Below are 20,629 nucleotides of genomic sequence, written 5' to 3' on the forward strand. Positions count from 1 at the left end.
TGGCGGCATGACCCCAAACTGTAAATCTCCTACGAACCATGTCTTAGCGACAGAGGCGTTTCTGCTGCTGCGCCCTTACGGGATCATGCCACGTACCCGACCGCGCCGGTCATGTCGCACTCGCTCAGGTCCGCGCCGGAGAGGTCCGCGCCGGTCAGGTCGGCGTCGGCGAGGCTGCCCTCGCGCAGGACGCAGCCGGCGAGCTGCGCGCCGCGCAGGTTGCAGCCGCTCAGGTTGGCCCGGCTCAGGTTGGCCCTGGTCATGATCGCGCCCTCAAGGTTGGCCCCGCTCAGGTATGCCCCGCTCAGGTTGGTCTCGCTCAGGTCGGCCCCGCGCAGGGTCGCCTCGCTCAAGTTCGCCTCGTAGAGGTTCGCCCCGATAAAGTTGGCGTCGCTCAGGGTCGCCTCGCGCAGGGTGGCGCTGAGCAGGCTGGCCCCGCTCAGGTTCACCCCGGCCATGCTCGCCCCCGCCAGGCTCACCTTGTTCAGGTTCGCACCCGACAGATTCGCGCCGCCCAGGTTCACCAGCTGGGCCTCGCGGAGCTGGGCCTCGCTCAGGTTCGTCCCGATCATGATCGTGTCGCGCAGGTCCACGCCGCTCAGGTTGCAGAGGCTCAGGTTGGCCCCGTAGAGGTTGGCCCCGCTAAAGTCGGCCGCGCCCAGGTTCGCCCCGCGCAGGTTCGCCCCGGTTAGGTTGGCGAACTCCAGGTTGGCCCAGGCCAGGTCGCTCTTGCGCAGGTCGGCGTCGCTGAGGTCGGCCCGCACCATCTGCGCCCAGCCCAGGCGGGCCTCACGCAGGTTGGCCCAGCTCAGGGTCGCGCCGCCCAGCTCGGCCACGCTCAGGTCGGCGCGGTAGAGGTTCGCGTCGCTCAGGCGCGCGCCGACAAGGTTGGCCTCGCTCAGGTTCGCGCCGCTCAGGTTCGCACCGCTCAGGTTCGCGCCGCTCAGGTTCGCGCCCACCAGCCAGAGCGGGCCGGGTCGGTTCAGCAGATCGAAGATCTGGTCGGGGGTCAGGTCGGCCATGACACTCTCCTTCAGGGTACAGGGGACAGCGTACAGGGGACAGCGTACAGGGGACAGCGTACAGGGGACAGCGTACAGGGGACAGGGCAGAGGAGTGCGGCCTTGTGCTACCTGTCCCCTGTGTCCTGTACCCTGTTCCCTCTCAGGGGACAGCGTACAGGGGACAGGGCAGAGGAGTGCGGCCTTGTGCTACCTTGTCCCCTGTGTCCTGTACCCTGTTCCCTCTCAGGGGACAGCGTACAGGGCACAGGGCAGAGAAGGCTCGCCTGGTTGGCCTGTCCCCTGTCCCCTATCCCCTGTCCCCTCACGCGGTGGGCACCTTCGGCGTCTTACTCACCAGCCAGATCGAGGCGGGGGCGCCCATCGAGCGACAGGCCACCTGCTCGACCTCAACGTCCTTGCCGATCTGCCAGCGCAGGGCCTCCTGGATGGCCCCGTTCTGGATCCAGCCGATCGGCTCGTCGGAGGTCTTCCCGGCGCTGGTCGGGTCGTCGTAGTCGATATAGGCCCAGGCCTCGCCGCGGTCCTCAAGCTCCAGGTGGCGGTCCTGGCCGACGGCCTGGCTGAGCCGGCGGAAGCCGGCCTGCATGGCCGAGAGGCCCATCTTGATCTGGGTGGAGACCGGCAGCACCTTGGAGGCCAGCAGGGCCGCCGTGCCAAAGAGCGCGCCCTGGTGGTCGATCGCGTAGCGCGCCGACTGGCGGCCGATGCGCAGGGACATGCTGCGGGCGGCCCGGCCGAAAAAGTTGAGCAGCCCGGCGTTCAGCGCCGCGTAGTGGGTCAGGGTAAGCCCGGTGGTGACCTTCAGCTGCTCGGGCGGGTAGTTGCCGACGAACTGCGCCAGGCCGGCCTGGCGCAGCACCACGGCGAGGCCGTTCTTGCCGACCACCTCCTCGGCGGCCATGAGCGCCCAGCGCATGTAGGCGTCCACCAGCATGATCTCGGTCGCCGGATCGTGATCGGTCCTGTCTTTGATCTCCATGCGTGTGTCACTCCTCTGCTGACAGGACGGGCGCGGCGGGCACCAGCTCGCCGGGATGTAGCATACACTTTTGAACGTGGCGGGGGGGCGTTTTTTTGCGAGCGGACGGCGCCGCTGCGGATCTGGCGGCCGATGCGCAGCACGAGCAGGAGCAGGGATGCCAGGACGAGGAGCCCGAGCGAGGAGGTGTAGACCAGGGTGTAGCCGAGGGCCACCTGGCCGGTGAGATTCTGGGTGATGTCGCGGGCCAGGCCGCCGCCGATCGTGCCGAAGCCCTGGGCCAGGGCCTGGGTGATGCCCCACAGCCCGATGAAGAGCCCGGCGTGGTTCTTGTCCACCAGCGACATCACCAGGGCCAGGGCGCCGACGATGAACATCCCGCGGCCCATGCCGATCAGCACCACGCCGACGCGGAACAGGTTCACCAGCGACTCGCCGCTGGCCAGCGACACGGTCAGGAAGCCGGCCGCGCCCACCAGGCAGCCCATGGTGATCAGCAGCACCGACGAGCGGCCCTTCCAGAGCGCCAATCCGGCCAGGGCGATCGAGATCAGCATGCCCACGCCCCACAGCGCCGTGAGCTGCGAGGTCTCCGTGACGCTCATGTTGAGCACCTGGCCGCCGTAGGGCTCCAGCAGCACATCGTGGGTGGCGAAGCCCAGGGTGGCCACAAAGAGCACGATGAACAGGTTGCGCAGCGGCACCTGCGCCGCCAGCATGCGCAGCGACTGGCCCAGGCTCTCGCGCACGCGCGCCGGCTCGGCCACATCCACCAGCTCGCCGTTCGGCTTCAGGCGCTCCTGCCCGTACAGGGCCACGAAGGTCAGCGCGATGAAGATCACCGCCGAGCCCTGCATCACCTGGATGAGCCGGTAGGCGCTGTAGTTCATCAGCAGCTGGCCGATCACCACCGAGCTGACGATCGTGCCCATCACCAGCATCACCCAGAGCACCCCGAGCACCTGGCCGCGGTCCTTGGCGGGCGTGTAGTCGCTGACCATCGCCAGGTAGATCGTCTCGACGATATTCACCCCGATGCCGTAGGCCAGGAAGATCAGGCCGCAGAAGAGCATCGCCGGCCAGAAGCCGATCGTCCCCTGGCCGCTGAGCAGGATCAGCGTGAATGGCGCCGTGGCCAGCCCGCCGTAGGTCAGCATCGCGCCGAACACGAGGTAGGGCGTGCGCCAGCGGCCCGCCGCCCGGTCCACGTCGGACTGGAATCCGATCAGGGCGCGCGCCGGCGAGACGAAGTAGTGGATGGCGAGCAGGAAGCCCACCGCCACCGCCGGGATGCGCAGCTCGTCGATCAGCACCCGGTTCAGCGTGCCGGTGATCGGGGCCAGCGAGAGGCCCATGCCGAACTGGAACAACCCCAGTCGCAGCACCTTCAGCCAGCGCCAGAGGGTCGGGTGGCGGTCGATCCACGAGCGGACGACCTGCATCTGCCCGGCCAGTATCTTGCCTGCTGCCATCATTATGCTCCTTAAGGGGTTTCGCTGTGGGCACATTATAGCATGTGGCCAGGCGTATTTTGACATGAGAAGCAATTGCAAGGATGAAGGATGAAGGATTGAAGGATGAAGGATGAAGCGTTGCGCCTTCATCCTTCATCCTTCATCCTTACCTTGTGGTATCATGCCGCCCATCGTCCACACCTCCGGAGCACCCTATGAGCCGTATCGCCGAGACATTCGCCCGCCTGCGCGGCGAGGGCCGCGTCGCCCTCATGCCCTACCTGACGGTCGGCTTCCCCGAGCGCGAGAGCACCCTGGATCTGGTGCCGGCCCTGGAGGCCGCCGGGGCCAGCCTCTTCGAGCTGGGCATGCCCTTCTCCGACCCGCTCGCCGATGGGGCGACCATCCAGCGGGCCACCCAGCGCGCCCTGGAGAACGGGGTCAACCTGGCTAGCTGCATCGAGACGGTGGCCGCCCTGCGCGCCCGCGGCGTGGCCGCGCCCATGCTGCTCATGGGCTACTACAACCCCCTGATCCGCTACGGCGTCGAGCGCGCCTGCGCCGACCTGGCCGCCGCCGGTGGCGACGGCTGGATCATCCCCGACATGCCCCCCGAGGAGTCGGCCGAGCTCCACGCCGCATCCGCCGCCCACGGGCTCGACCTGATCATGTTCGTCGCGCCTACCACGCCCGACGAGCGGATCGCCGCGATCGCCGCCCAGGCCAGCGGCTTCATCTATATCGTCTCGCTCACCGGCGTCACCGGCGCGCGGGCCAGCATGTCGGCGGACCTGAGCGGCATCCTCGACCGGGTGCGCCGAGTCAGCGACCTGCCCCTGGTGGTCGGGTTCGGCATCAGCAGCGCCGCCCACGTGGCCGATGTCGCCCGCTTCGCCGACGGCGCGATCGTCGGCAGCGCCCTGATCGCCCGCCTGGAGGGGCTGCCCGCCGCCGACCTGGTGAGCGGCGCGGTGGATTTTGTGGCCGATCTGCTCGGCGGCGCGGCCGCGCCGTCGGGCGGCGTGTGACGATAGCGACTATGCTGAGCGGCGCGGGCGCAGCGACGCCCGCCCGGCACCCTGTGGAATCTCATTGTGGAGGGACACATGGAAGCGAAGGCGTATGTGCTGATCGAGGCCGAGTCGGGTCGGATCGCGGATGTCCTCGCCGCGCTGCGCGCCCTCGCTGGGATGACCGCAGTCGATGCGGTGACGGGCCCCTACGATATCATCGCCACCGTCCAGACCCCTGACCCTCGCAACATTGGCCGTCTCGTGATGAACGAGATCCATAGCGTCGAGGGGATCAAGCGCACGGTCACCTGTATGGTGATCGGCTAGAACGAGGGGACAGGGGACAGGGTACAGGGGACGATTCTGAACTCGCTTCCCTGAGTGATTACGAATACGGTGAATGTACATGCCTGTCCCCTGTTCCCTGTCCGCTGTCCGCTGTCCCCTGGTCCCCCCTTACGGTTGAGCACAATGTGGTGCGATGAGCGCGCCGCAGCGTGCTGTTGGCCATGGCGGCCCCGCTGTAAGGAAAGGATGAAGGCTCATGTCCACGCCAGCCAAAGGTCTTGAGGGAATCATCGCCGCGCAGACGGCGATCAGCCTGATCGATGGGCTCAATGGCCACCTGTTCTACCGCGGCATCGATGTCAACGATCTGGCGGAGCAGTCTACCTTCGAGGAGACGACGGCGCTGCTCTGGTACGGCAAGCTGCCGAGCGCCGCACAGCTCGCGAGCATTCAGCGCAAGTTTGCGCTGAACCGGCAGATCCCCAATGAGGTGATCTCGGTGATGATGGCGCTGCCCAAGCACACCAAAGTGATGGACGTGCTGCGCACATGTGTCTCGGTTCTCGCGTCCTACGACCCGCAGGTGCTGGATAACTCGCTGGACGCCAACCTCAACAAGGCGGTGCGCCTGACCGCCGCGCTGCCGACGATCACCGCCGCCTGGGAGCGTATTCGTAATGGGCTCTGGCCGATCGCGCCCAGCGCCGACCTGGGCCACGCCGCGAACTTCCTGTACATGCTCACCGGCAAAGAGCCATCGACGACCGCCGCGCGCGTCCTCGACATCGCCCTCATCCTCCACGCCGACCACGGCCTGAACGCGAGCACCTTCGCCGCACGCGTCACCGCGTCGACCCTCTCCGACATGCACAGCGCGATCGTCTCGGCGATCGGCACGCTCAAGGGGTCGCTCCACGGCGGGGCCAACGAGCTGGTGATGCGTATGCTGGAGGAGATCAGTGAGCTCGACCGGGTCGATGAGTATCTGCAGGCTGCCTTTGCGACCAAGCGCAAGATTATGGGCTTTGGCCACCGCATCTACAAGGCCGATGACCCGCGGGCTCCGTGGCTCCAGCGCCTGGCCAAGGATCTGGCTGAGTCCACCGGCAACATGCGCTGGTACGAGATGAGCGAGCGCATCCGCAAGATCGTGCAGTCGGAGCGGTCGCTGCCGGTGAATGTGGACTTCTACTCGGCCTCGGTCTACTACACGCTGGGCATCCCGATCGACCTGTTCACGCCGATCTTCGCGATGAGCCGCATCGCCGGCTGGACGGCCCACGTCTACGAGCAGTACAGCAATAACCGCCTCATCCGCCCTGAGGCGGAGTACACCGGGCCGCTCGGCGTGCCCTACACGCCCCTGGCCGAGCGGGCCTAGCAGAGTACTGAATGTTGAATGTTGAATGCGAAAGACTCTATTCAACATTCAACATTCAACATTCAACATTCAACATTCACAATGCCCCTCACCCTCCGCCTCAGCCTGACCTACCTGCTGCTGACGCTCGTCGGGCTGCTGCTCCTCGGCGCCGGGTTCGTCACCCTGGCCGGCGGCTACCTGTCCGGCCAGCGCGCCCAGTCCCTCGACGCCCAGGCTGAGATCTACGCGGCCCTGATCGGCGAGCTGGCCGACTCGCCGCAGGCGCTCCAGGGCCTCGCGGCGGGCGGCGTCGGCCGCGAGCTGCTCCCCGCCGGCACCGCCGCCCGGCTCTTCTCGACCGGGGGCGCGCTGCTCTCGGGAGAACCGGCCCTCGGGCCCTTCCCGAGCCGCCCGGCCCTGGCCCTGGTGCGGCCGGCCCTGCCCCTGCCCGCCTCGCAGGCCGCCGACCGCAGCTACACGGCGCGGGCGGTCACCTCCGGCGGGCAGACGATCGGCGTCGTCGAGCTCTCGCGGAGCAGCGCCGAGGACCAGCGCCTGCTGAGCAGCCTGCGCGCCCTGACCATCCAGGCCGCCCTCGCCGCCGGGGCGGTGATGGCCCTGGCCAGCCTGCTGGTCGCCCGCTCGATCGCCAGCCCCATCCTGCGCCAGAGCCGCCGCGCCGAGCGCCTGTCCCACGAGTTTGACACCGGGCCGCGCCAGAGCGGCCCGCCGCAGCGCGATGAGATCGGACGGCTTGCGGCGAGCCTCGACGCCCTTGAGAGCGGGCTGCGGGCTTACACCGCCCGCATCGGCGAGCTGGAGCAGTCCCGCACGCGCTTCTACCGCAGTGTCTCCCACGATCTGCGCACGCCGCTCACGGCGATCAGCGGGACTCTGGAGAACCTGATCGATAGCGCCCCGGCGGAGCAGCAGCCGGCGCTGGCAACCCTCGACGCCGAGGCCCGGCGACTCGCGCGGCTGGTCGATGATCTGCTGCGCCCGCCCGATGATGGCCGGATGCTCTTGTCGCGGCGCGCCCAGGTACACCTCGCCCCGCTCGCCGACGAGATCTGCGCCCTGCTCGCCGGCCGCGCCCATCGGGCCGGGGTCGCCCTGCGCTGCCTGGCCGATGACGCGCTCAGCGTGTCCGGCGACCGCGACCGGCTCAAGCAGGCCCTGCTCAACCTGCTCGATAACGCGCTGCGGGCCACCCCGCCCGGCGGCTCGGTGGCGCTCACCGTCGCCAGGGCAGATGGCCAGGCGCAGATCAGCGTCGCCGACAGCGGGCCGGGGATCCCCGCCGCGCTACGCGCGCAGATCTGGGAGCGCGGGGTACGCGGCGACAGCCCCGGCAGCTCCGGCCTCGGGCTCGCCATCGTGCGCGAGATCGTCATCGCACACGGCGGCGAGGCCTACCTCGACGCCGATCATCGCCCAGGGGCGCGCATTGTGATCGAGCTGCCCCTTGGGCGAGCAGAGGAGCCCATCCCATGAACCCATCCGCGCAGCGCCTCAAGCGCTGGGCCTTCCGAGGTGCGCTGATCCTCGCCGCCGTGGCGATCGCCTTCGGCGCGCTCTTCACGATCATGGTCGCCATCCTTGAGCAGGCCCTGCCGACAGACGCCCAGGGCTGGCTCCGGATGGGGGCCAGCATCGTGCTGCTGTGGGGGCTCGGTGGCCTCTTCTTCGGCGCGATCCTCGGGATGTACGCCTCGATGATCTGGCGCGACCCCGGTGTTTGACTGATCGGCCGCAACGCGCTATAATCTCACCTGTTGCTCGGGGCGTAGCGCAGACCGGTAGCGCACCTGAATGGGGTTCAGGAGGTCGCTGGTTCAAATCCAGTCGCCCCGACCAGAGCACGCAAGCCGGCGGTATTCCGCCGGCTTGTTGCATGTCCCCGCCCGATCCTCTACTCCGTTACTCTGCTGCAATGGCTGGCTGCTACAATGCTCGGCATGGTGTTTCAGACACGTATGTCTGCAAAAACATCTGTTCTGCATAGATTCATCCGCCACACTATCATATTCTACAGGGCCACTCTAAGTTCTCGGGCAATAGGGCAACGTGTAAGTGATTATCCTTCCGCCCCCCCCCGTCGTCAGCATCATGTATCTACCGAATCCACTGAACATTGCGCGATGAGCGCACCGCTCGTAAATCATTTTCTATGACGCGGGCGTATTCTAAGCCAGAAAATGCCGCCGAACCTCTTGACACCAACACTATAATAGACTTATACTTTACACATTATGTAGGGCAGATCTGCGTGCATTTCGCACGGCCCTCACCACCGTAACCCTTTTCCGCCCACGCCGCTCTGTACGCTACAGCAGGAGGAGCCAGGATGGCTACAATGAGCCTGCAAGCCGCATATGATCAGGCCCGCAGCTTCCTTGAGGTAAACAAGGTTGAGCAGGCGATCAGTGTGGTGCAGCACATCCTTGAATATTTCCCTGAGAACCTCGAGGCCCACCGCATTCTTGGCGAGGCATATCTGGCAGGCCGCCAGTTTGACCAGGCGGAGGAGGCGTTCAGCCGTGTGCTGCACTCCGACCCAGAGAATATCCCCGCCCACGTTGGCCTCGGTATCACCTACGAGCGGCAGAGTAGGCTCGACCTCGCCGTGAACGAGTTTGAGCAGGCCCTTGAGGTGCGGCCCGATATGCCCGAGCTGCGCTCGCAGCTCCTGCGCCTCTACACTGACGTGTGGGGGGCCGAGGGCGCCACGCTCCGCCTGAGCCGGCCCGGCCTCGCCCGCCTGTATGCCAAGGGCCATATGCTGCCCCAGGCGATCCAGGAGTTCCGCAGCGTCATTGACGAGTACCCCGACCGCTTCGATGCGCGGGTCGGCCTCGCAGAGTCGCTGTGGCGCGATGGACAGACCGATGTCGCCGCCGAGGTCTGTGAGGATATGCTCGCCGAGCGCCCCGATGTGCTGAAGGCGAACCTGATCCTTGGCTATATCCGCCAGGCCGCCGGCGATGCCGACGGGGAACGGTACTGGCGCTTCGCCCAGCAGCTTGAGCCGTACCAGCAGGTCGCCCACGCACTCTTTGAGGTGATGCCTGATCTCCCGTCCCCCAACCTGGAGATCGCTTCATGGGATGAGCAGTCCTGGCAGGAGCGGCGCGACCGCGAGGAGGCGGAGCGCGAGAAGATGGCTGCGCCCATCGCCGCGAGCACGCCCGCCCTTGTGGAGGAGCCGGACTTCTTCAGCGGTTGGGGTGATGCGGTTGAGGATGCCGCGCCATCTCGGGCTTCCTCATCGCACGCGTCCGTCGATGACGACGATGACTTTCTCGCCAATCTGCTCGCCCTCTCCACGCCGATCGGCGATGGGGGCGGCGTCGATATTGACTCATCGAGTGGTATCACGCCGTTTAGCTTCGATGATATGTCCGGCAGCGAGCAGAAGGTTGAGGTGGACGCCGAGCCCCAGGCTGCCGAGCCCGAGATGGAGCCCTTCTCCCTCGCCGACCTCGGCCTCTCCGAGGATGAGGTCGCCCAGCTCAGTGCCGCCGAGCCCGAGCCCGCCGAGCCCGAGATGGAGCCCTTCTCCCTCGCCGACCTCGGCCTCTCCGAGGATGAGGTCGCCCAGCTCAGTGCCGCCGAGCCCGAGATGGAACCCTTCTCCCTCGCCGACCTCGGCCTCTCCGAGGATGAGGTCGCCCAGCTCAGTGCCGCCGAGCCCGAGCCCGCCGAGCCCGAGATGCTGCCCTTTTCCCTGGAGGATCTAGGGCTGTCGCTCGATGAGGTCGCCCAGCTCAATGCCGCCGCTGAGACGGGACAGCAGGCGCAGCAGACTGAGCCGTTCTCGTTTGATGATGTAGGCGTGGGCGATGCCCCTCATACAGATTCGCCCGCTGTCGGTGGGCCATCTGGAGATACGGCTGGCCTCGCGCCGTTCGACTGGTCGTCTGGAGATGACGCTGAGATCGCCGATGACAGCGGGTTCGATAGCGATATGGACGACCTCCAGCCATTCTCGCTTGATGATCTCGATTTAACCTCCGTAGACGATTATGGCTCAGGTGGTGGCTCGCTACCGCCGTCGCTCCAGCCATTTTCGATCGATGATGCGCCGACCTCTCCTGTCTCACGCGATCTCCCTATGCCTTCCCTCGAAGCTGATGATAGCTCGGAGACAGGTGGCTATAGCTGGCAGCAGCCGTCATCAAAGCCTCGCACCGACTTCTTGCGCGGCGAGGCTCCAGCTGAGCCGGCTGAAGGCTCGATCTTCTCAAAGCTAAGGCAGCGCGCAAGCGAGCTTCCGAAAGAGGAACTGCTGCCTCTGCCGCCGGTCTCACTTGATGAAGATGATGAGTCCGCTGCGTACTTCTCAAATGATAATGACGATGTCCCCCTGCACGACGCCGCCACAGGCTCCGCAGATCGGTTCGCCGGCGGTTTCCGCCTCCCGAAGGAGGGTGCGGCTCAGGTGACGACAGAGCCCGAGGCCGCCGAGCCCGAGGCCGCCGAGCCCGAGCTGACGCCCTTCTCCCTCGCCGACCTCGGCCAGAGTTCGAGTCCCCCGCTGCTGAGGCCGAGCCCGCATTCACGGCCTCTAGCTCTGATACCGAGCCGGAGCTGACGCCGTTCTCGCTGGAGGAGCTGGGGTTGTCGCCTGAGGAGATCGCAGCCCTCGGTCTCTCCGAGGATGCGCCACCGGCCGAATCACCAGCCCCGGCGCCGACACCGCCGACACCCGCACCAGAGGCGGAGCCGGAGCTGATGCCGTTCTCGCTGGAGGAGCTGGGCCTGACACCTGAAGAGATCGCGCTGCTCAACGGCGGCGATGCGGCACCGCCACCGGCAGCGCCGGAGCCGGAGCCGGAGCCGGAGCTGACGCCGTTCTCACTGGAGGACCTGGGGCTATCGCCCGAGGAGATCGCGGCCCTCGGCGCGGTGGAGGAGCCTAACGTTGTAGCCACGCCGGAGCCAGAGCCGGAGCCAGAGCCGGAGCCAGAGCTGACGCCGTTCTCGCTGGAGGATCTGGGGCTATCGCCCGAGGAGATCGCGGCGCTGAGCGTGGCCGAGATCGCGCCAGAGCCATCCGCTGGCACCACCGATGACTTCTTCAGCTTCGATGTGGTGGAGGAGCGACCCGTTGAGAAGGCGACACGTACGGCACCTCGTGTTGAGGAGCCGCCGCCGCCGCCGCCCGTGGAAGACACGGCCTTCACGCCAGAGCCGCTGGAGAGCCTGGATACTATCTGGGACATCCCCGTACCTGTGGCATCGCCCGCCCCCCAGGCCACGAGCGAGAAGAGCACGCCAGCTCGCGCCGTGCTCCCACCATTGGGAGATCGCGATCAGGCGAGGCAGAGCGCCCGCCGGGATGCGCCGGCCGCCCGACCGCGCGATCGCGATGCTGACCGCAGCGCCCGCCGGGAAGTACCCCCCGAGCGACCGAGAGAGAGCACCGGCGCCTCCCACCGGGAGCGAACGAGCGGCACGCGCGAGGATCTCTACGCGCGCCGCGAGGCGGCATCTCGCGTCAGCGGCGAGCGCCCAAGCCGCCGCGACTATGGCCGATCAGCCCCGGCACCGCGCCCCATGTCACGCCAGAGCTTCGGGTCCTTCGTGCCCACAGGCGATGACAGCCTCGACGAGTACCTGATGCAGCTTGAAGTCGAGCCGGACACCTACGGCATGGCGATGTCGCTCGCCCGGCTCTGCGCGCAGACGGGCAGGGTAGACCTGATGGCCTATAGCTACAAGTATCTCATCCGAAACGCGTATGCGCTCGACGAGATCGCGGAGGAGGTGCAGGAGCTGATCGGTACAGTGGGCGACGAGGCAACCGAGAATCAGCTCTACCGTGTGCTCGGCGACGCCTTCTCGAAGCAGGGCCGCCTGCGAGATGCGATTGCCGCATACAACCATACCTTTGTTGGCTAGAATTGAGCCGGCACATCCGCTCGGTGAACAACGTGGAGTAGCTATCATGAATGCGCCTGTGGAGATAACGAAAGGTCAGCTCATGCGCCGAATCGTTGAAGACCTGATCCGGGTCGATGGGGTGATCGGGAGCCTGCTGGTCGGCAAAGACGGTCTCGTGGTCGCGAGCACCCTGCTCGATGAGGAAGACGCCGAGATTCTCGGGGCGATGTCGGCGGCGGTCTTCGGCGAGATCGATAAGGCGACCAAGCGCATCGGCGTTGGGACGCTGGTGGACTCGATCATCGACGCGAAGGACGGGTCGATCCTGCTGCTTGAGGCCAAAGAGCTGATCCTGGTCGTGATTACCCAGCGCATCGTAAACTTTGGGCTGGTGAAGATGGAGATGCGCCGCGCCGCCAAGCGGATCAGCGAGGCAGTACCGATCTAGATTGCAGAGTGTAGAGTGTAGAGTGTAGATTGGCGCTGGCGCGCGGGGCGTGCCAGCGCCAATCTGATCTTCGGGGGTGTGACGGAGCGTCTTGCATGCGGGCGGGCGGCTGAAGCCGCGTCGCCGGGGCGCTGCGCGCCGGGCGTCGGCCTGCGCCGACGCCGGAACCGCCCGCGAAGGCGGGCGGGCGGCTGAAGCCGCGTCGCCGGGGCGCTGCGCGCCGGGCGTCGGCCTGCGCCGACGCCGGAACCGCCCGCCATGGCCACCGTTGCAAGAAGATTCGTGACACCCGATCTTCGGGGGTGCCCGATCGCTTGTGGTATACTGCGCCCTGGTGTATGCAATCTGCAATCTGCAATCTGCAATCTGCAATTCGAAGGGGAGCTATATGGAGCGCGCACTGATCATCCTCAAGCCCGACGCCGTCCAGCGCGGCCTGGTCGGCCCGATCCTCAGCCGGATCGAGCAGCGCGGTCTGAAGCTGCAGGGGCTCAAGCTCATGCAGGTCGATGAGCCGCTGGCCCGCAAGCACTACGGCGAGCACGAGGGCAAGCCCTTCTTCAACGGTCTGGTCAGCTACATCACCTCGGCCCCGGTGGTGGTGGCGGTGATCGCCGGCAAGGCCGGCACGGTCGAGATGATCCGGGCGATGGTCGGCGCCACCAACCCGGCCAAGGCCGCCCCCGGCACCATCCGCGGCGACTTCGGCGTGGAGATCGGCCGCAATCTGATCCACGCCTCGGACTCGCCTGAGAGCGGCGAGCGCGAGGCGGCGATCTTCTTCGGCGCCGCCGAGCTGATCGTCGACTGGGGCCGCGCCACCGACGCCTGGATCTACGAGTAATATTAAATGCTGAATGTTGAATGTTGAATGCCGCGACATTCAACATTCAACATTCAACACTATGGAAACACGACGCTGGCGTGACTACAACTGGCCGCTCCTGCTCTGCGTCGCCGTGCTGCTGATCATCGGGGTGCTGGCGCTATACAGCGCCACGCTCACGGCTGTGGCGGTAAACGGCGCACCCCTGCGCACGATCTTCCCGCGCCAGATCGTCTACATTATCATCGGCCTGGGGGTGATGCTGCTGATGACGATCTTCGACTACCGGCTGCTCTCCAGCCTGGCCCGGCCGATCTATATCGGCATGATCGGGCTGCTGGCGGCAGTGCTGGTGATCGGGCAGGTGAGCGAGGGCGCGCAAAGCTGGATCGCTTTCGGCGAGCGCACCTTCCAGCCCTCAGAGGCCGGCAAGCTGGTGCTGGTGGTGGCGCTGGCCGCCTACTGGGGGCGCTATGAGGATCGCCGCGACAGCTGGCCCGTGCAGCTCGGCGGCCTGCTGATCGCCAGCGCCCCGATGCTGCTCGTGCTCCTCCAGCCCGACCTCGGCTCGGCGATCGTCTACGGCATGATCTGGCTGGTGATGGCCTGGGGCGCCGGGGTCCGCTGGCAGCAGCTGCTGCTCCTGGCGGTCCTGGCGCTGCCGGCGGGCTACGTTGCCTGGGAGCTCGTGCTGGACGACTACCAGCGGGTGCGCCTGCTCACCTTCTACTATCTGCTCGTCGACCCGAGCAAGGTGGACTTTAACGCCGGATACAATGTCATCCAGGCCCTGAGCGCGATCAGCGCCGGGGGCTGGGTCGGCGCCGGCCTCACCCACGGCCTGTTCAGCCAGGGCAACTATGTGCCCGTCCAGCACACCGACTTCATCTTCGCCGTGGTCGGCGAGGAGCTCGGCTTCCTGGGCGCGCTGGTGCTGATCACCTTCGAGGGGCTGCTGCTCTGGCAGTCGCTCACGGTGGCCGGCCGCTCGCGCGATCTCTTCGGCCGGCTGCTGGCCCTCGGCGTCTTCGCGATCATCTTCACCCATGTGCTGATCAATATCGGCATGAACCTGAGCGTCCTGCCGGTGACGGGCCTGCCCCTGCCGTTTATCTCTGCCGGCGGCAGCTTCATGATCACGATCCTCGCTGGGGTGGGCCTGCTCCAGAGCGTCGCCCTGCGCCGGAAGCGGCTGGCGTTCTGAGGGCCGAAGCAACTGCCTCCTGCGCTTTGCGCAGGAGGCAGTTGCTTCGGCCCTACGCGCGCATCCACGCCTCCACCTCCGCCAGAGTGGGGATGCCGGCGCGCCCGCCGTAGGCCCGCGTCTTGAGGGCGGCCACGGCGCTGGCAAAGCGCAGCGCCTGGCGCGGAGGGTCGCCCCGCAGCAGGGCGAAGAGCAGCCCGCCGTGGAAGACATCCCCGCAGCCGGTGGTGTCCAGCGGCGTCACCGGGAAGGCCGGGGTGTGGAATCGCTCGTCGCCCACGGCGCACCAGCTGCCGCGCTCGCCGGCGGTGACGACGACCAGCGCGTCGTAGCGCGACCGGAGGGCGCTGGCCGCCGCCGCCGGGTCGCCCTCGCCGGTGACGGCCCGGCCGAAGTTGGCCGAGACCACCAGCCAGGTGCAGAGGGGCAGCAGCTCGATGGTACACTCGCGCACCCGCTCGGCGTCGATCATCACCGGGATGTCGGCCTCGCGCGCCCAGCGCGCCGCCTGGAGCCCGGCATCGCCGGTGTAGGTGTCGAGGTGCAGCGCGCGCCCCGCAGTGATCATGCCGCGCTCGACCCGCACCGCCGCAAGCACCGCCGGGTCGGTGCGGAACCAGATCGAGCGCCGGTCGCTCCCCGGCTCGGCCAGGGCGAAGGCGATGTGTGAGTCGCCGGGGCACACCTGCATGCCCGCCGTGTCGACACCCTCGGCCGCCAGGTCGGCGATGATCCGTGCGCCGTAGCGGTCGTCGCCCACGGCGCCGACCATGCAGGCGCGCCCGCCGAGGCGGGCCACGGCCACGAGCGCGGTCGGCACCGGCCCGCCCCCGGACTCGACCCATCGGGCGAGCGGCTGCTTCCGCCCGAGCTGCGGCTCATCGCCCGCCACCCCGATCAGGTCGTGCGCGGCCGTCCCCAGGCCGACAACGTCGTAGCGCATGAGACTCCTCCTTCCACACCTGCGTAGATAGATCCATCCATCAGCAATTATAGATGCCCGCCCGGTGCTCTGGATGTGTTACCATATTAGACCCTGGCCCGGACGATGTGCGATCGCCACCGTGCTCGACCAGCAACTCTTTATCAAGACCAATGTTCGGAGATGCACGATGTGTGACGTGCTCGATAGCCCTGACCCCGCAGCGAGAACCATGATCGCCGCGCTTGCTGGATCAGCAGTGACGGTGGCAGAGATCGACGCCTCCCTACGCTACGCGGCAGTCTATAGCCCTGGCGTGCTGCTCGGCGGGCGCGAAGTTGTTGGCCGCACACATGATGAGATCTATGGGCCGCAGGGCGCACCGCTGATGGATATGGCCCGGCGGGCGCTGGCGAGCGGGGAGGCGCAGGTCGGCCCGCTCGTGCTTGACACGGGCGCCACGCACCACATGGAGGTGCGGGTCACGCCGATGCGGCGGCCCGATGGGACAACGAGCCTGTCGCTGCTCGCGACCGAGCGGGTACAGATTGACGCTCAGATGGTGGAGCGCGAGCGATTCGCGGCGACGGGCCGGCTCGCGGCGACGGTGGCCCACGAGGTGAACACGCCGCTCCAGGCGATCGAGAGCTGCCTGCACCTGGCCGGCCGCGTCGATGATGAGGCTGAGCGGGCGCGCTACCTGCGCCTGGCCCGCGAGGAGATCAAGCGCGTGGGCTACACCCTGCGCCAGCTGCTCGATCTCTACCGGCCAAGCGCGGCGCCCACGCACCTTGATATCAACGGCCTGATCGAGCGCGTGCTGATCCTCACCGGGAACAGCCTCGCGCGCCGATCTATTCAGATCGAGCGCGATCTCTCGCCCGATCTGCCGCTGGTGGTCGGGCGCGCCGATGAGATTACCCAGGTGCTGATCAACCTGGTCTTTAACGCGATGCATGCCATGCCCCGGGGCGGCAGGATCCGCCTGGAGAGCGGCCGGGCGATCGGCCCAGACAGCCAGGCCATGCTCGTCATCCGCGTGCGCGACAATGGCCTCGGCATCGCCCCCGAGCTGCACCAGCAGATCTTCGAGCCCTTCTTCACCACGAACCCCGACGGCACCGGCCTGGGGCTGGCGATCTGCAGGCGGATCATCGAGGGCTACGGCGGCGCCCTGCGGGTCGAGAGCGCGCCCGACGCCGGCAGCTGTTTTATTGTCGAGATCCCGGCGGCGGAGAAGGGGGCAGGGCCAGGGAAGCCGTAAGGGGCGCAGCACGCTGCGCCCCTACGCCTTCCCTGACCTCACGCTTGCGAGTCTACCCCTGGCTCAGGAAGCGCCCGATGCTGGTGGCGGCGGCGCGCCCCTCGGCGATCGCCCAGACGATCAGCGACTGGCCGCGGCTCATATCGCCGGCGGCGAACACCCCCGGCCGCGAGGTCATCTTGTTCGCATCGGTGGACACCACGCCGCGCGGGCTCAGCTCGACCCCGAGCTGGTCGAGCAGGCCGCCGGGCTCGGCCCCGGTGAAGCCCATCGCCAGGAGCACCAGGTCGCAGGGCAGGGTGAAGGTGCTGTCGGGCACCTCCTGCATCTGCATGCGGCCCTGGGCGTCGCGCTGCCAGATCACGTGGGAGGCCTCGATCGCCGTCACGCGGCCGCGCTCGTCGCCGATCAGGCGCTTCGTCTGGACCGCGTAGATGCGCTCGCCGCCCTCCTCGTGCGAGGATGCGGTGCGGAAGATGCGCGGCCACTCGGGCCAGGGGTTGTCCTTCGCCCGCTGGAGCGGCGGCTGGGGCAGCAGCTCGAAGGAGGTGACGCTGAGGGCGCCCTGGCGCAGCGAGGTGCCTACGCAGTCGGCACCGGTGTCGCCGCCGCCGATCACGATGACCCGCTTGCCGGCGGCGGAGATCGCATCGTCGGACGGGACGACATCGCCGGCGCAGCGCTGGTTCTGCTGGGTGAGGAACTCCATAGCAAAATAGACCCCATCGAGCTGACGCCCCTCGACGCTCAGGTCGCGCGGCTTGCGGGCGCCGCCGGCGAGCAGCACGGCGTCGAAGCCGCGGGCGAGCTCATCGGCGGGAAGCCCCCCGCCGACATCGACGCCGGTGTGGAAGGCGACGCCCTCGGCCTCCAGCTGGGCCAGGCGTCGGTCGAGGATATGCTTCTCCAGCTTGAACTCGGGGATGCCGTAGCGCAGCAGCCCGCCGGCCCGGTCGGCGCGCTCGAAGACCGAGACCTCGTGGCCCTGGCGGCGCAGCTGCTGGGCGGCGGCGAGGCCGGCGGGGCCGGAGCCGACGACGGCCACGCGCTTGCCGGTGAGGCGGCGCGGCGGCTCCGGCCGCACCCAGCCCTCGGCGAAGCCACGCTCGATGATCTGGAGCTCGATCATCTTGATCGCCACGGGCTCGAAGTTCAATCCGAGGGAGCAGGCGCCCTCGCAGAGGGCCGGGCAGAGGTGCCCGGTGAACTCGGGGAAGTTGTTGTCGCGGTGAAGATCGACGAGCGCGCGCTCCCAGTCGCCGTCGGAGACCAGCTCGTTCCAGCCGGGGATGTAGTTGCCCAGCGGGCAGGCGACGTGGCAGTAGGGGATGCCACAGTCCATACAGCGGTCGCCCTGATGCATCACGGTCAGGTCATCGAGCGGCTCGTAGACATCGTGGTAGTCGGCGAGCCGCTCGGCGACCGGCCTGCCGTGCGGGTTTGCGCGCTCGTACTTCAGGAATCCCTCAACGTCTCCCATGTGCTGCCACCTCTCTGGATCGCGCGCCGCTTACGTGACGCAAAGGCTGCTCTCGCCTGGGCTGCCGTATCGCACACAGCGCCGCCGGGGCGGGGTGTGATCGCCGTGTCGAGCGGCATTGCTCGCGAGGGGCTGGCGGGCTTCGGGCGCCGCGCTGCGCCCATCGATGTGGAAGGCCAGGGGGTTCGATGTGAGGTAATGTACAATGCCAGAGCGACGGCGAGAGTGATAGACTGTCAACCTGGGCTGGTCATGTAGCCACTATTCAGCGCGTGGCGCGGGCGTGTTAGAATAGGCCACTCCCCCGCACAGAGCATATCTCAGGTTCCTATGCATACTCCACCGCCGGCCCTCACCGCACCGCTCGCCGCACAGCTCGCCCAGATCGCCCTCGATGGCATCCTGAAGGCATACCCATCCAGCCCGGCCCACGTGCTGATGGACGCCGACGACGCCCGGGGGCCGCGCGAGCTGCACCCCGCATTCTACGGCTGCTTCGACTGGCACTCGGCGGTGCATAGCCACTGGCAGCTCGTGCGCCTGCTGCGGCTGCGCCCCGCGCTGCCCGACGCCGCCGCCATCCGCCGCGCCCTCGACGACCACCTGAGCGAGGCGAGCCTGCGGGCCGAGGCGGCCTACTTCGCCGAGCCGGGCCGCCGCAGCTTCGAGCGGCCCTATGGCTGGGCCTGGCTGCTCAGGCTCGCCGAGGAGCTGCGGGCGTGGGGCGACCCCGACGCCAGGCGGTGGGCGGCGGCGATCCAGCCGCTCGCCGATCTGATCGCCGAGCGCTACCTGGAGTTCCTGCCGCGCCTGAGCTACCCCATCCGCAGCGGCGTCCACAGCAGCACCGCCTTCGGCCTCACCTTCGCCCTCGACTACGCCGAGGCCGCCGGCCACGCGCCGCTGCGCGCGCTGATCCGCCAGCGCAGCATGGACTACTACGGCGCCGACCGGGGCGCGCCGGCCGCCTGGGAGCCCGGCGGCGGGGACTTCCTCTCGCCCTGCCTGGCCGAGGCCGACCTGATGCGGCGCGTGCTGCCCGCGCCGGCCTTCCCCGGCTGGCTTGAGGCGTTTCTGCCCGACCTGGCGGCCGGCGGCCCGCCGCAGCTGCTCACGCCCGCCCTGGTGAGCGACCGCAGCGACGGCCAGATCGTCCACCTGGACGGGCTCAACCTGAGCCGGGCCTGGTGCATGTGGGGCGTGGCCGGGGCCATACCGTCAGATGACCCGCGGCGGCCCATCCTGATGGCGGCGGCCGCCCGCCACGCGGCGGCGGGGATGGCCGGCGTCGGCAGCGGCGACTATATGGGCGACCACTGGCTCGGCAGCTTCGCCCTGCACATGCTCGGCTACGCCCCGGCGGAGCTGTCGCCCTAAAAAAGGGTGCTGCTTTGTGCCCATCAGGCACATGCTGCACTGATTGTGCTGCGGCGCGGCGTAGCCGCGCCGCAGCACAATCAGTTTTTTATGGGAGAGCGAAGCTCTCCCATACCCTCACTGTACACCGTGTTGTTGCTGGCAACAAAAGAAGAGGAGCTGATGTCGATGACCGCTGAGACGGAATCATACGCCGAGTCGCTGGCCGCCTGGCGCGCGCAGGCCGAGGCGGCGCTGCGGGCCGAGGACGGCTGGCTGGCCCTGGCCGGGCTCTTCTGGCTGGCCGATGGGCGAAACCGGGTGGGCAGCGACCCGTCGGGCGAGGTGGCCCTGCCCGAGGAGCTGGCCCCGCCGCTGATGTGCGAGGTCTGGCTGCGCGAGGGCGTCGTCTCGCTCGGCGCGGCCCACCCCGAGCTGACCCTGAGCGGCGGGCCGCCCGCCGGCCGCCCGCTGCAGAGCGATGATGCGCCCGCGCCCGATGTGCTGGCCCTGGGCCGGCTCTCGATGCTGGTGATCCGGCGGGGCGCGCGGATCGGCCTGCGCCTGCGCGACCGCGACCACCCGGCGCGGGCGGCCTTCCCCGGGCGACGCTGGCACCCCATCCGGCCCGACCTGCGCGTCGCCGCCGTCTTCGTGCCCCACCCCGAGCCGAAGGTGCTGCGGATCAACACGATCATCGGCGAGATCGAGGAGCGGCTCAGCCCCGGCGCGGTGGTCTTCCAGATCGACGGGCAGGAGTGTCGGCTCGACGCCACCTCGACCGGCGGCGGCGGGCTGTTCTTCAACTTCAAGGACGCGACCAGCGGCAGGGGCAGCTACCCGCCCGGGCGATTCCTGACCGCCCCGGCGCCCCAGGGCGGTGTGGTGACGCTCGACTTCAACCGGGCCTTCAACCCGCCCTGCGCCTTCACCGACTTCGCCACCTGCCCGCTGCCGCCGCCGCAGAACGTCCTCGCTGTGGCCATCCCCGCCGGCGAGCTGGCGCCTGAGGGGCACCGCTATAGCTGAGCGCAGAGCGCAGAGCGCAAAACAGGATCTCAGGCGCACCAATGCTGGCTCAGCCGCTCGGCTGGGGTGGGGTATTGTCTTGCCGCATATCC

The 20,629-nt window shown here is 68.1% G+C and carries 18 protein-coding genes and 1 tRNA gene; 14 read left to right on the forward strand and 5 right to left on the reverse strand.

All coding sequences use genetic code 11. The features are described from left to right. Positions 1 to 83 precede the first annotated feature (83 nt). From K2Z83_RS07695 to K2Z83_RS07705, 3 genes are all read right to left on the reverse strand, one after another. Positions 84 to 1,022 carry a pentapeptide repeat-containing protein gene (locus tag K2Z83_RS07695; protein ID WP_220594602.1) on the reverse strand — a complete coding sequence of 313 codons (939 nt, stop codon included), beginning with the start codon at positions 1,020 to 1,022 and terminating at the stop codon, positions 84 to 86. Positions 1,023 to 1,326: 304 nt separating this feature from the next. Continuing rightward, positions 1,327 to 1,941: a V4R domain-containing protein gene (locus K2Z83_RS07700; protein ID WP_255603530.1), complete on the reverse strand. Its 615-nt coding sequence runs from the start codon at positions 1,939 to 1,941 to the stop codon at positions 1,327 to 1,329. Beyond that, positions 1,827 to 3,476 carry a BCD family MFS transporter gene (locus K2Z83_RS07705; protein WP_255603531.1) on the reverse strand — a complete coding sequence of 550 codons (1,650 nt, stop codon included), beginning with the start codon at positions 3,474 to 3,476 and terminating at the stop codon, positions 1,827 to 1,829. Before K2Z83_RS07705 ends, K2Z83_RS07700 begins: the two co-directional genes overlap by 115 nt. Before the next feature lie 197 nt (positions 3,477 to 3,673). On the opposite strand from K2Z83_RS07705, the gene trpA reads away from it, so the two are divergent. The 11 genes from trpA to K2Z83_RS07755 all read left to right on the forward strand — a co-directional run bounded on the left by trpA (position 3,674) and on the right by K2Z83_RS07755 (position 14,486). Then, positions 3,674 to 4,486 carry a tryptophan synthase subunit alpha gene (gene trpA / locus K2Z83_RS07710; RefSeq protein ID WP_220594604.1) on the forward strand — a complete coding sequence of 271 codons (813 nt, stop codon included), beginning with the start codon at positions 3,674 to 3,676 and terminating at the stop codon, positions 4,484 to 4,486. A 78-nt stretch (positions 4,487 to 4,564) separates the two neighbouring features. Beyond that, positions 4,565 to 4,798, forward strand: a complete 234-nt coding sequence (locus K2Z83_RS07715; RefSeq protein WP_220594605.1) for an Lrp/AsnC ligand binding domain-containing protein — start codon at positions 4,565 to 4,567, stop codon at positions 4,796 to 4,798. Positions 4,799 to 5,015: 217 nt separating this feature from the next. Then, positions 5,016 to 6,140, forward strand: coding sequence for a citrate synthase (locus K2Z83_RS07720; RefSeq protein WP_220594606.1), 1,125 nt, complete (start codon positions 5,016 to 5,018; stop codon positions 6,138 to 6,140). An 18-nt stretch (positions 6,141 to 6,158) separates the two neighbouring features. Further along, positions 6,159 to 7,616 (forward strand): HAMP domain-containing sensor histidine kinase, encoded by a 1,458-nt coding sequence (locus K2Z83_RS07725; RefSeq protein WP_220594607.1) that lies wholly within the window; start codon positions 6,159 to 6,161, stop codon positions 7,614 to 7,616. Continuing rightward, complete coding sequence (locus K2Z83_RS07730) at positions 7,613 to 7,864, forward strand: ABC transporter ATP-binding protein (RefSeq protein ID WP_220594608.1); 252 nt, start codon at positions 7,613 to 7,615, stop codon at positions 7,862 to 7,864. The genes K2Z83_RS07725 and K2Z83_RS07730 overlap by 4 nt, the downstream gene beginning before the upstream one ends. 38 nt (positions 7,865 to 7,902) lie before the next feature. After that, a tRNA-Pro gene (locus tag K2Z83_RS07735) sits at positions 7,903 to 7,979 on the forward strand. A gap of 499 nt (positions 7,980 to 8,478) precedes the next feature. Beyond that, positions 8,479 to 10,716: a lipopolysaccharide assembly protein LapB gene (locus K2Z83_RS28860; RefSeq protein WP_255603532.1), complete on the forward strand. Its 2,238-nt coding sequence runs from the start codon at positions 8,479 to 8,481 to the stop codon at positions 10,714 to 10,716. Positions 10,717 to 10,742: 26 nt separating this feature from the next. Then, entirely contained in the window at positions 10,743 to 12,026 is a 1,284-nt protein-coding gene (locus K2Z83_RS28865; RefSeq protein WP_255603533.1) for a hypothetical protein, read from the forward strand. Between the two features lie 82 nt (positions 12,027 to 12,108). Continuing rightward, a complete protein-coding gene (locus tag K2Z83_RS07745) occupies positions 12,109 to 12,456 on the forward strand; it encodes a roadblock/LC7 domain-containing protein (protein WP_129685924.1) in 348 nt (115 codons plus the stop codon). 388 nt (positions 12,457 to 12,844) lie between these two features. Next, positions 12,845 to 13,300 carry a nucleoside-diphosphate kinase gene (gene ndk / locus K2Z83_RS07750; protein WP_220594609.1) on the forward strand — a complete coding sequence of 152 codons (456 nt, stop codon included), beginning with the start codon at positions 12,845 to 12,847 and terminating at the stop codon, positions 13,298 to 13,300. A 13-nt stretch (positions 13,301 to 13,313) separates the two neighbouring features. Further along, positions 13,314 to 14,486 (forward strand): FtsW/RodA/SpoVE family cell cycle protein, encoded by a 1,173-nt coding sequence (locus K2Z83_RS07755; protein ID WP_255603534.1) that lies wholly within the window; start codon positions 13,314 to 13,316, stop codon positions 14,484 to 14,486. Between the two features lie 52 nt (positions 14,487 to 14,538). Here K2Z83_RS07755 and K2Z83_RS07760 read toward each other — a convergent pair whose 3' ends face one another. Continuing rightward, positions 14,539 to 15,429 (reverse strand): PfkB family carbohydrate kinase, encoded by an 891-nt coding sequence (locus tag K2Z83_RS07760; protein WP_220594610.1) that lies wholly within the window; start codon positions 15,427 to 15,429, stop codon positions 14,539 to 14,541. Between the two features lie 244 nt (positions 15,430 to 15,673). Here K2Z83_RS07760 and K2Z83_RS07765 point away from each other — a divergent pair, with 244 nt between their 5' ends. Further along, positions 15,674 to 16,672, forward strand: a complete 999-nt coding sequence (locus K2Z83_RS07765; RefSeq protein ID WP_220594611.1) for an ATP-binding protein — start codon at positions 15,674 to 15,676, stop codon at positions 16,670 to 16,672. Between the two features lie 52 nt (positions 16,673 to 16,724). On the opposite strand, the gene K2Z83_RS07770 is transcribed toward K2Z83_RS07765, so the two are convergent. Continuing rightward, positions 16,725 to 18,152 carry a glutamate synthase subunit beta gene (locus K2Z83_RS07770; RefSeq protein ID WP_220594612.1) on the reverse strand — a complete coding sequence of 476 codons (1,428 nt, stop codon included), beginning with the start codon at positions 18,150 to 18,152 and terminating at the stop codon, positions 16,725 to 16,727. A gap of 330 nt (positions 18,153 to 18,482) precedes the next feature. On the opposite strand from K2Z83_RS07770, the gene K2Z83_RS07775 reads away from it, so the two are divergent. Both K2Z83_RS07775 and K2Z83_RS07780 read left to right on the forward strand, forming a co-directional pair. Next, on the forward strand, positions 18,483 to 19,529 hold the full coding sequence (locus K2Z83_RS07775; RefSeq protein ID WP_220594613.1) for a DUF2891 domain-containing protein: 1,047 nt from the start codon (positions 18,483 to 18,485) through the stop codon (positions 19,527 to 19,529). Between the two features lie 162 nt (positions 19,530 to 19,691). Next, positions 19,692 to 20,537 carry a DUF1684 domain-containing protein gene (locus K2Z83_RS07780; RefSeq protein WP_220594614.1) on the forward strand — a complete coding sequence of 282 codons (846 nt, stop codon included), beginning with the start codon at positions 19,692 to 19,694 and terminating at the stop codon, positions 20,535 to 20,537. The last annotated feature ends 92 nt before the right edge of the window (positions 20,538 to 20,629 follow it).

The organism is Oscillochloris sp. ZM17-4 (genome assembly GCF_019599295.1).
In the GTDB taxonomy this organism is placed as follows: domain Bacteria; phylum Chloroflexota; class Chloroflexia; order Chloroflexales; family Chloroflexaceae; genus Oscillochloris.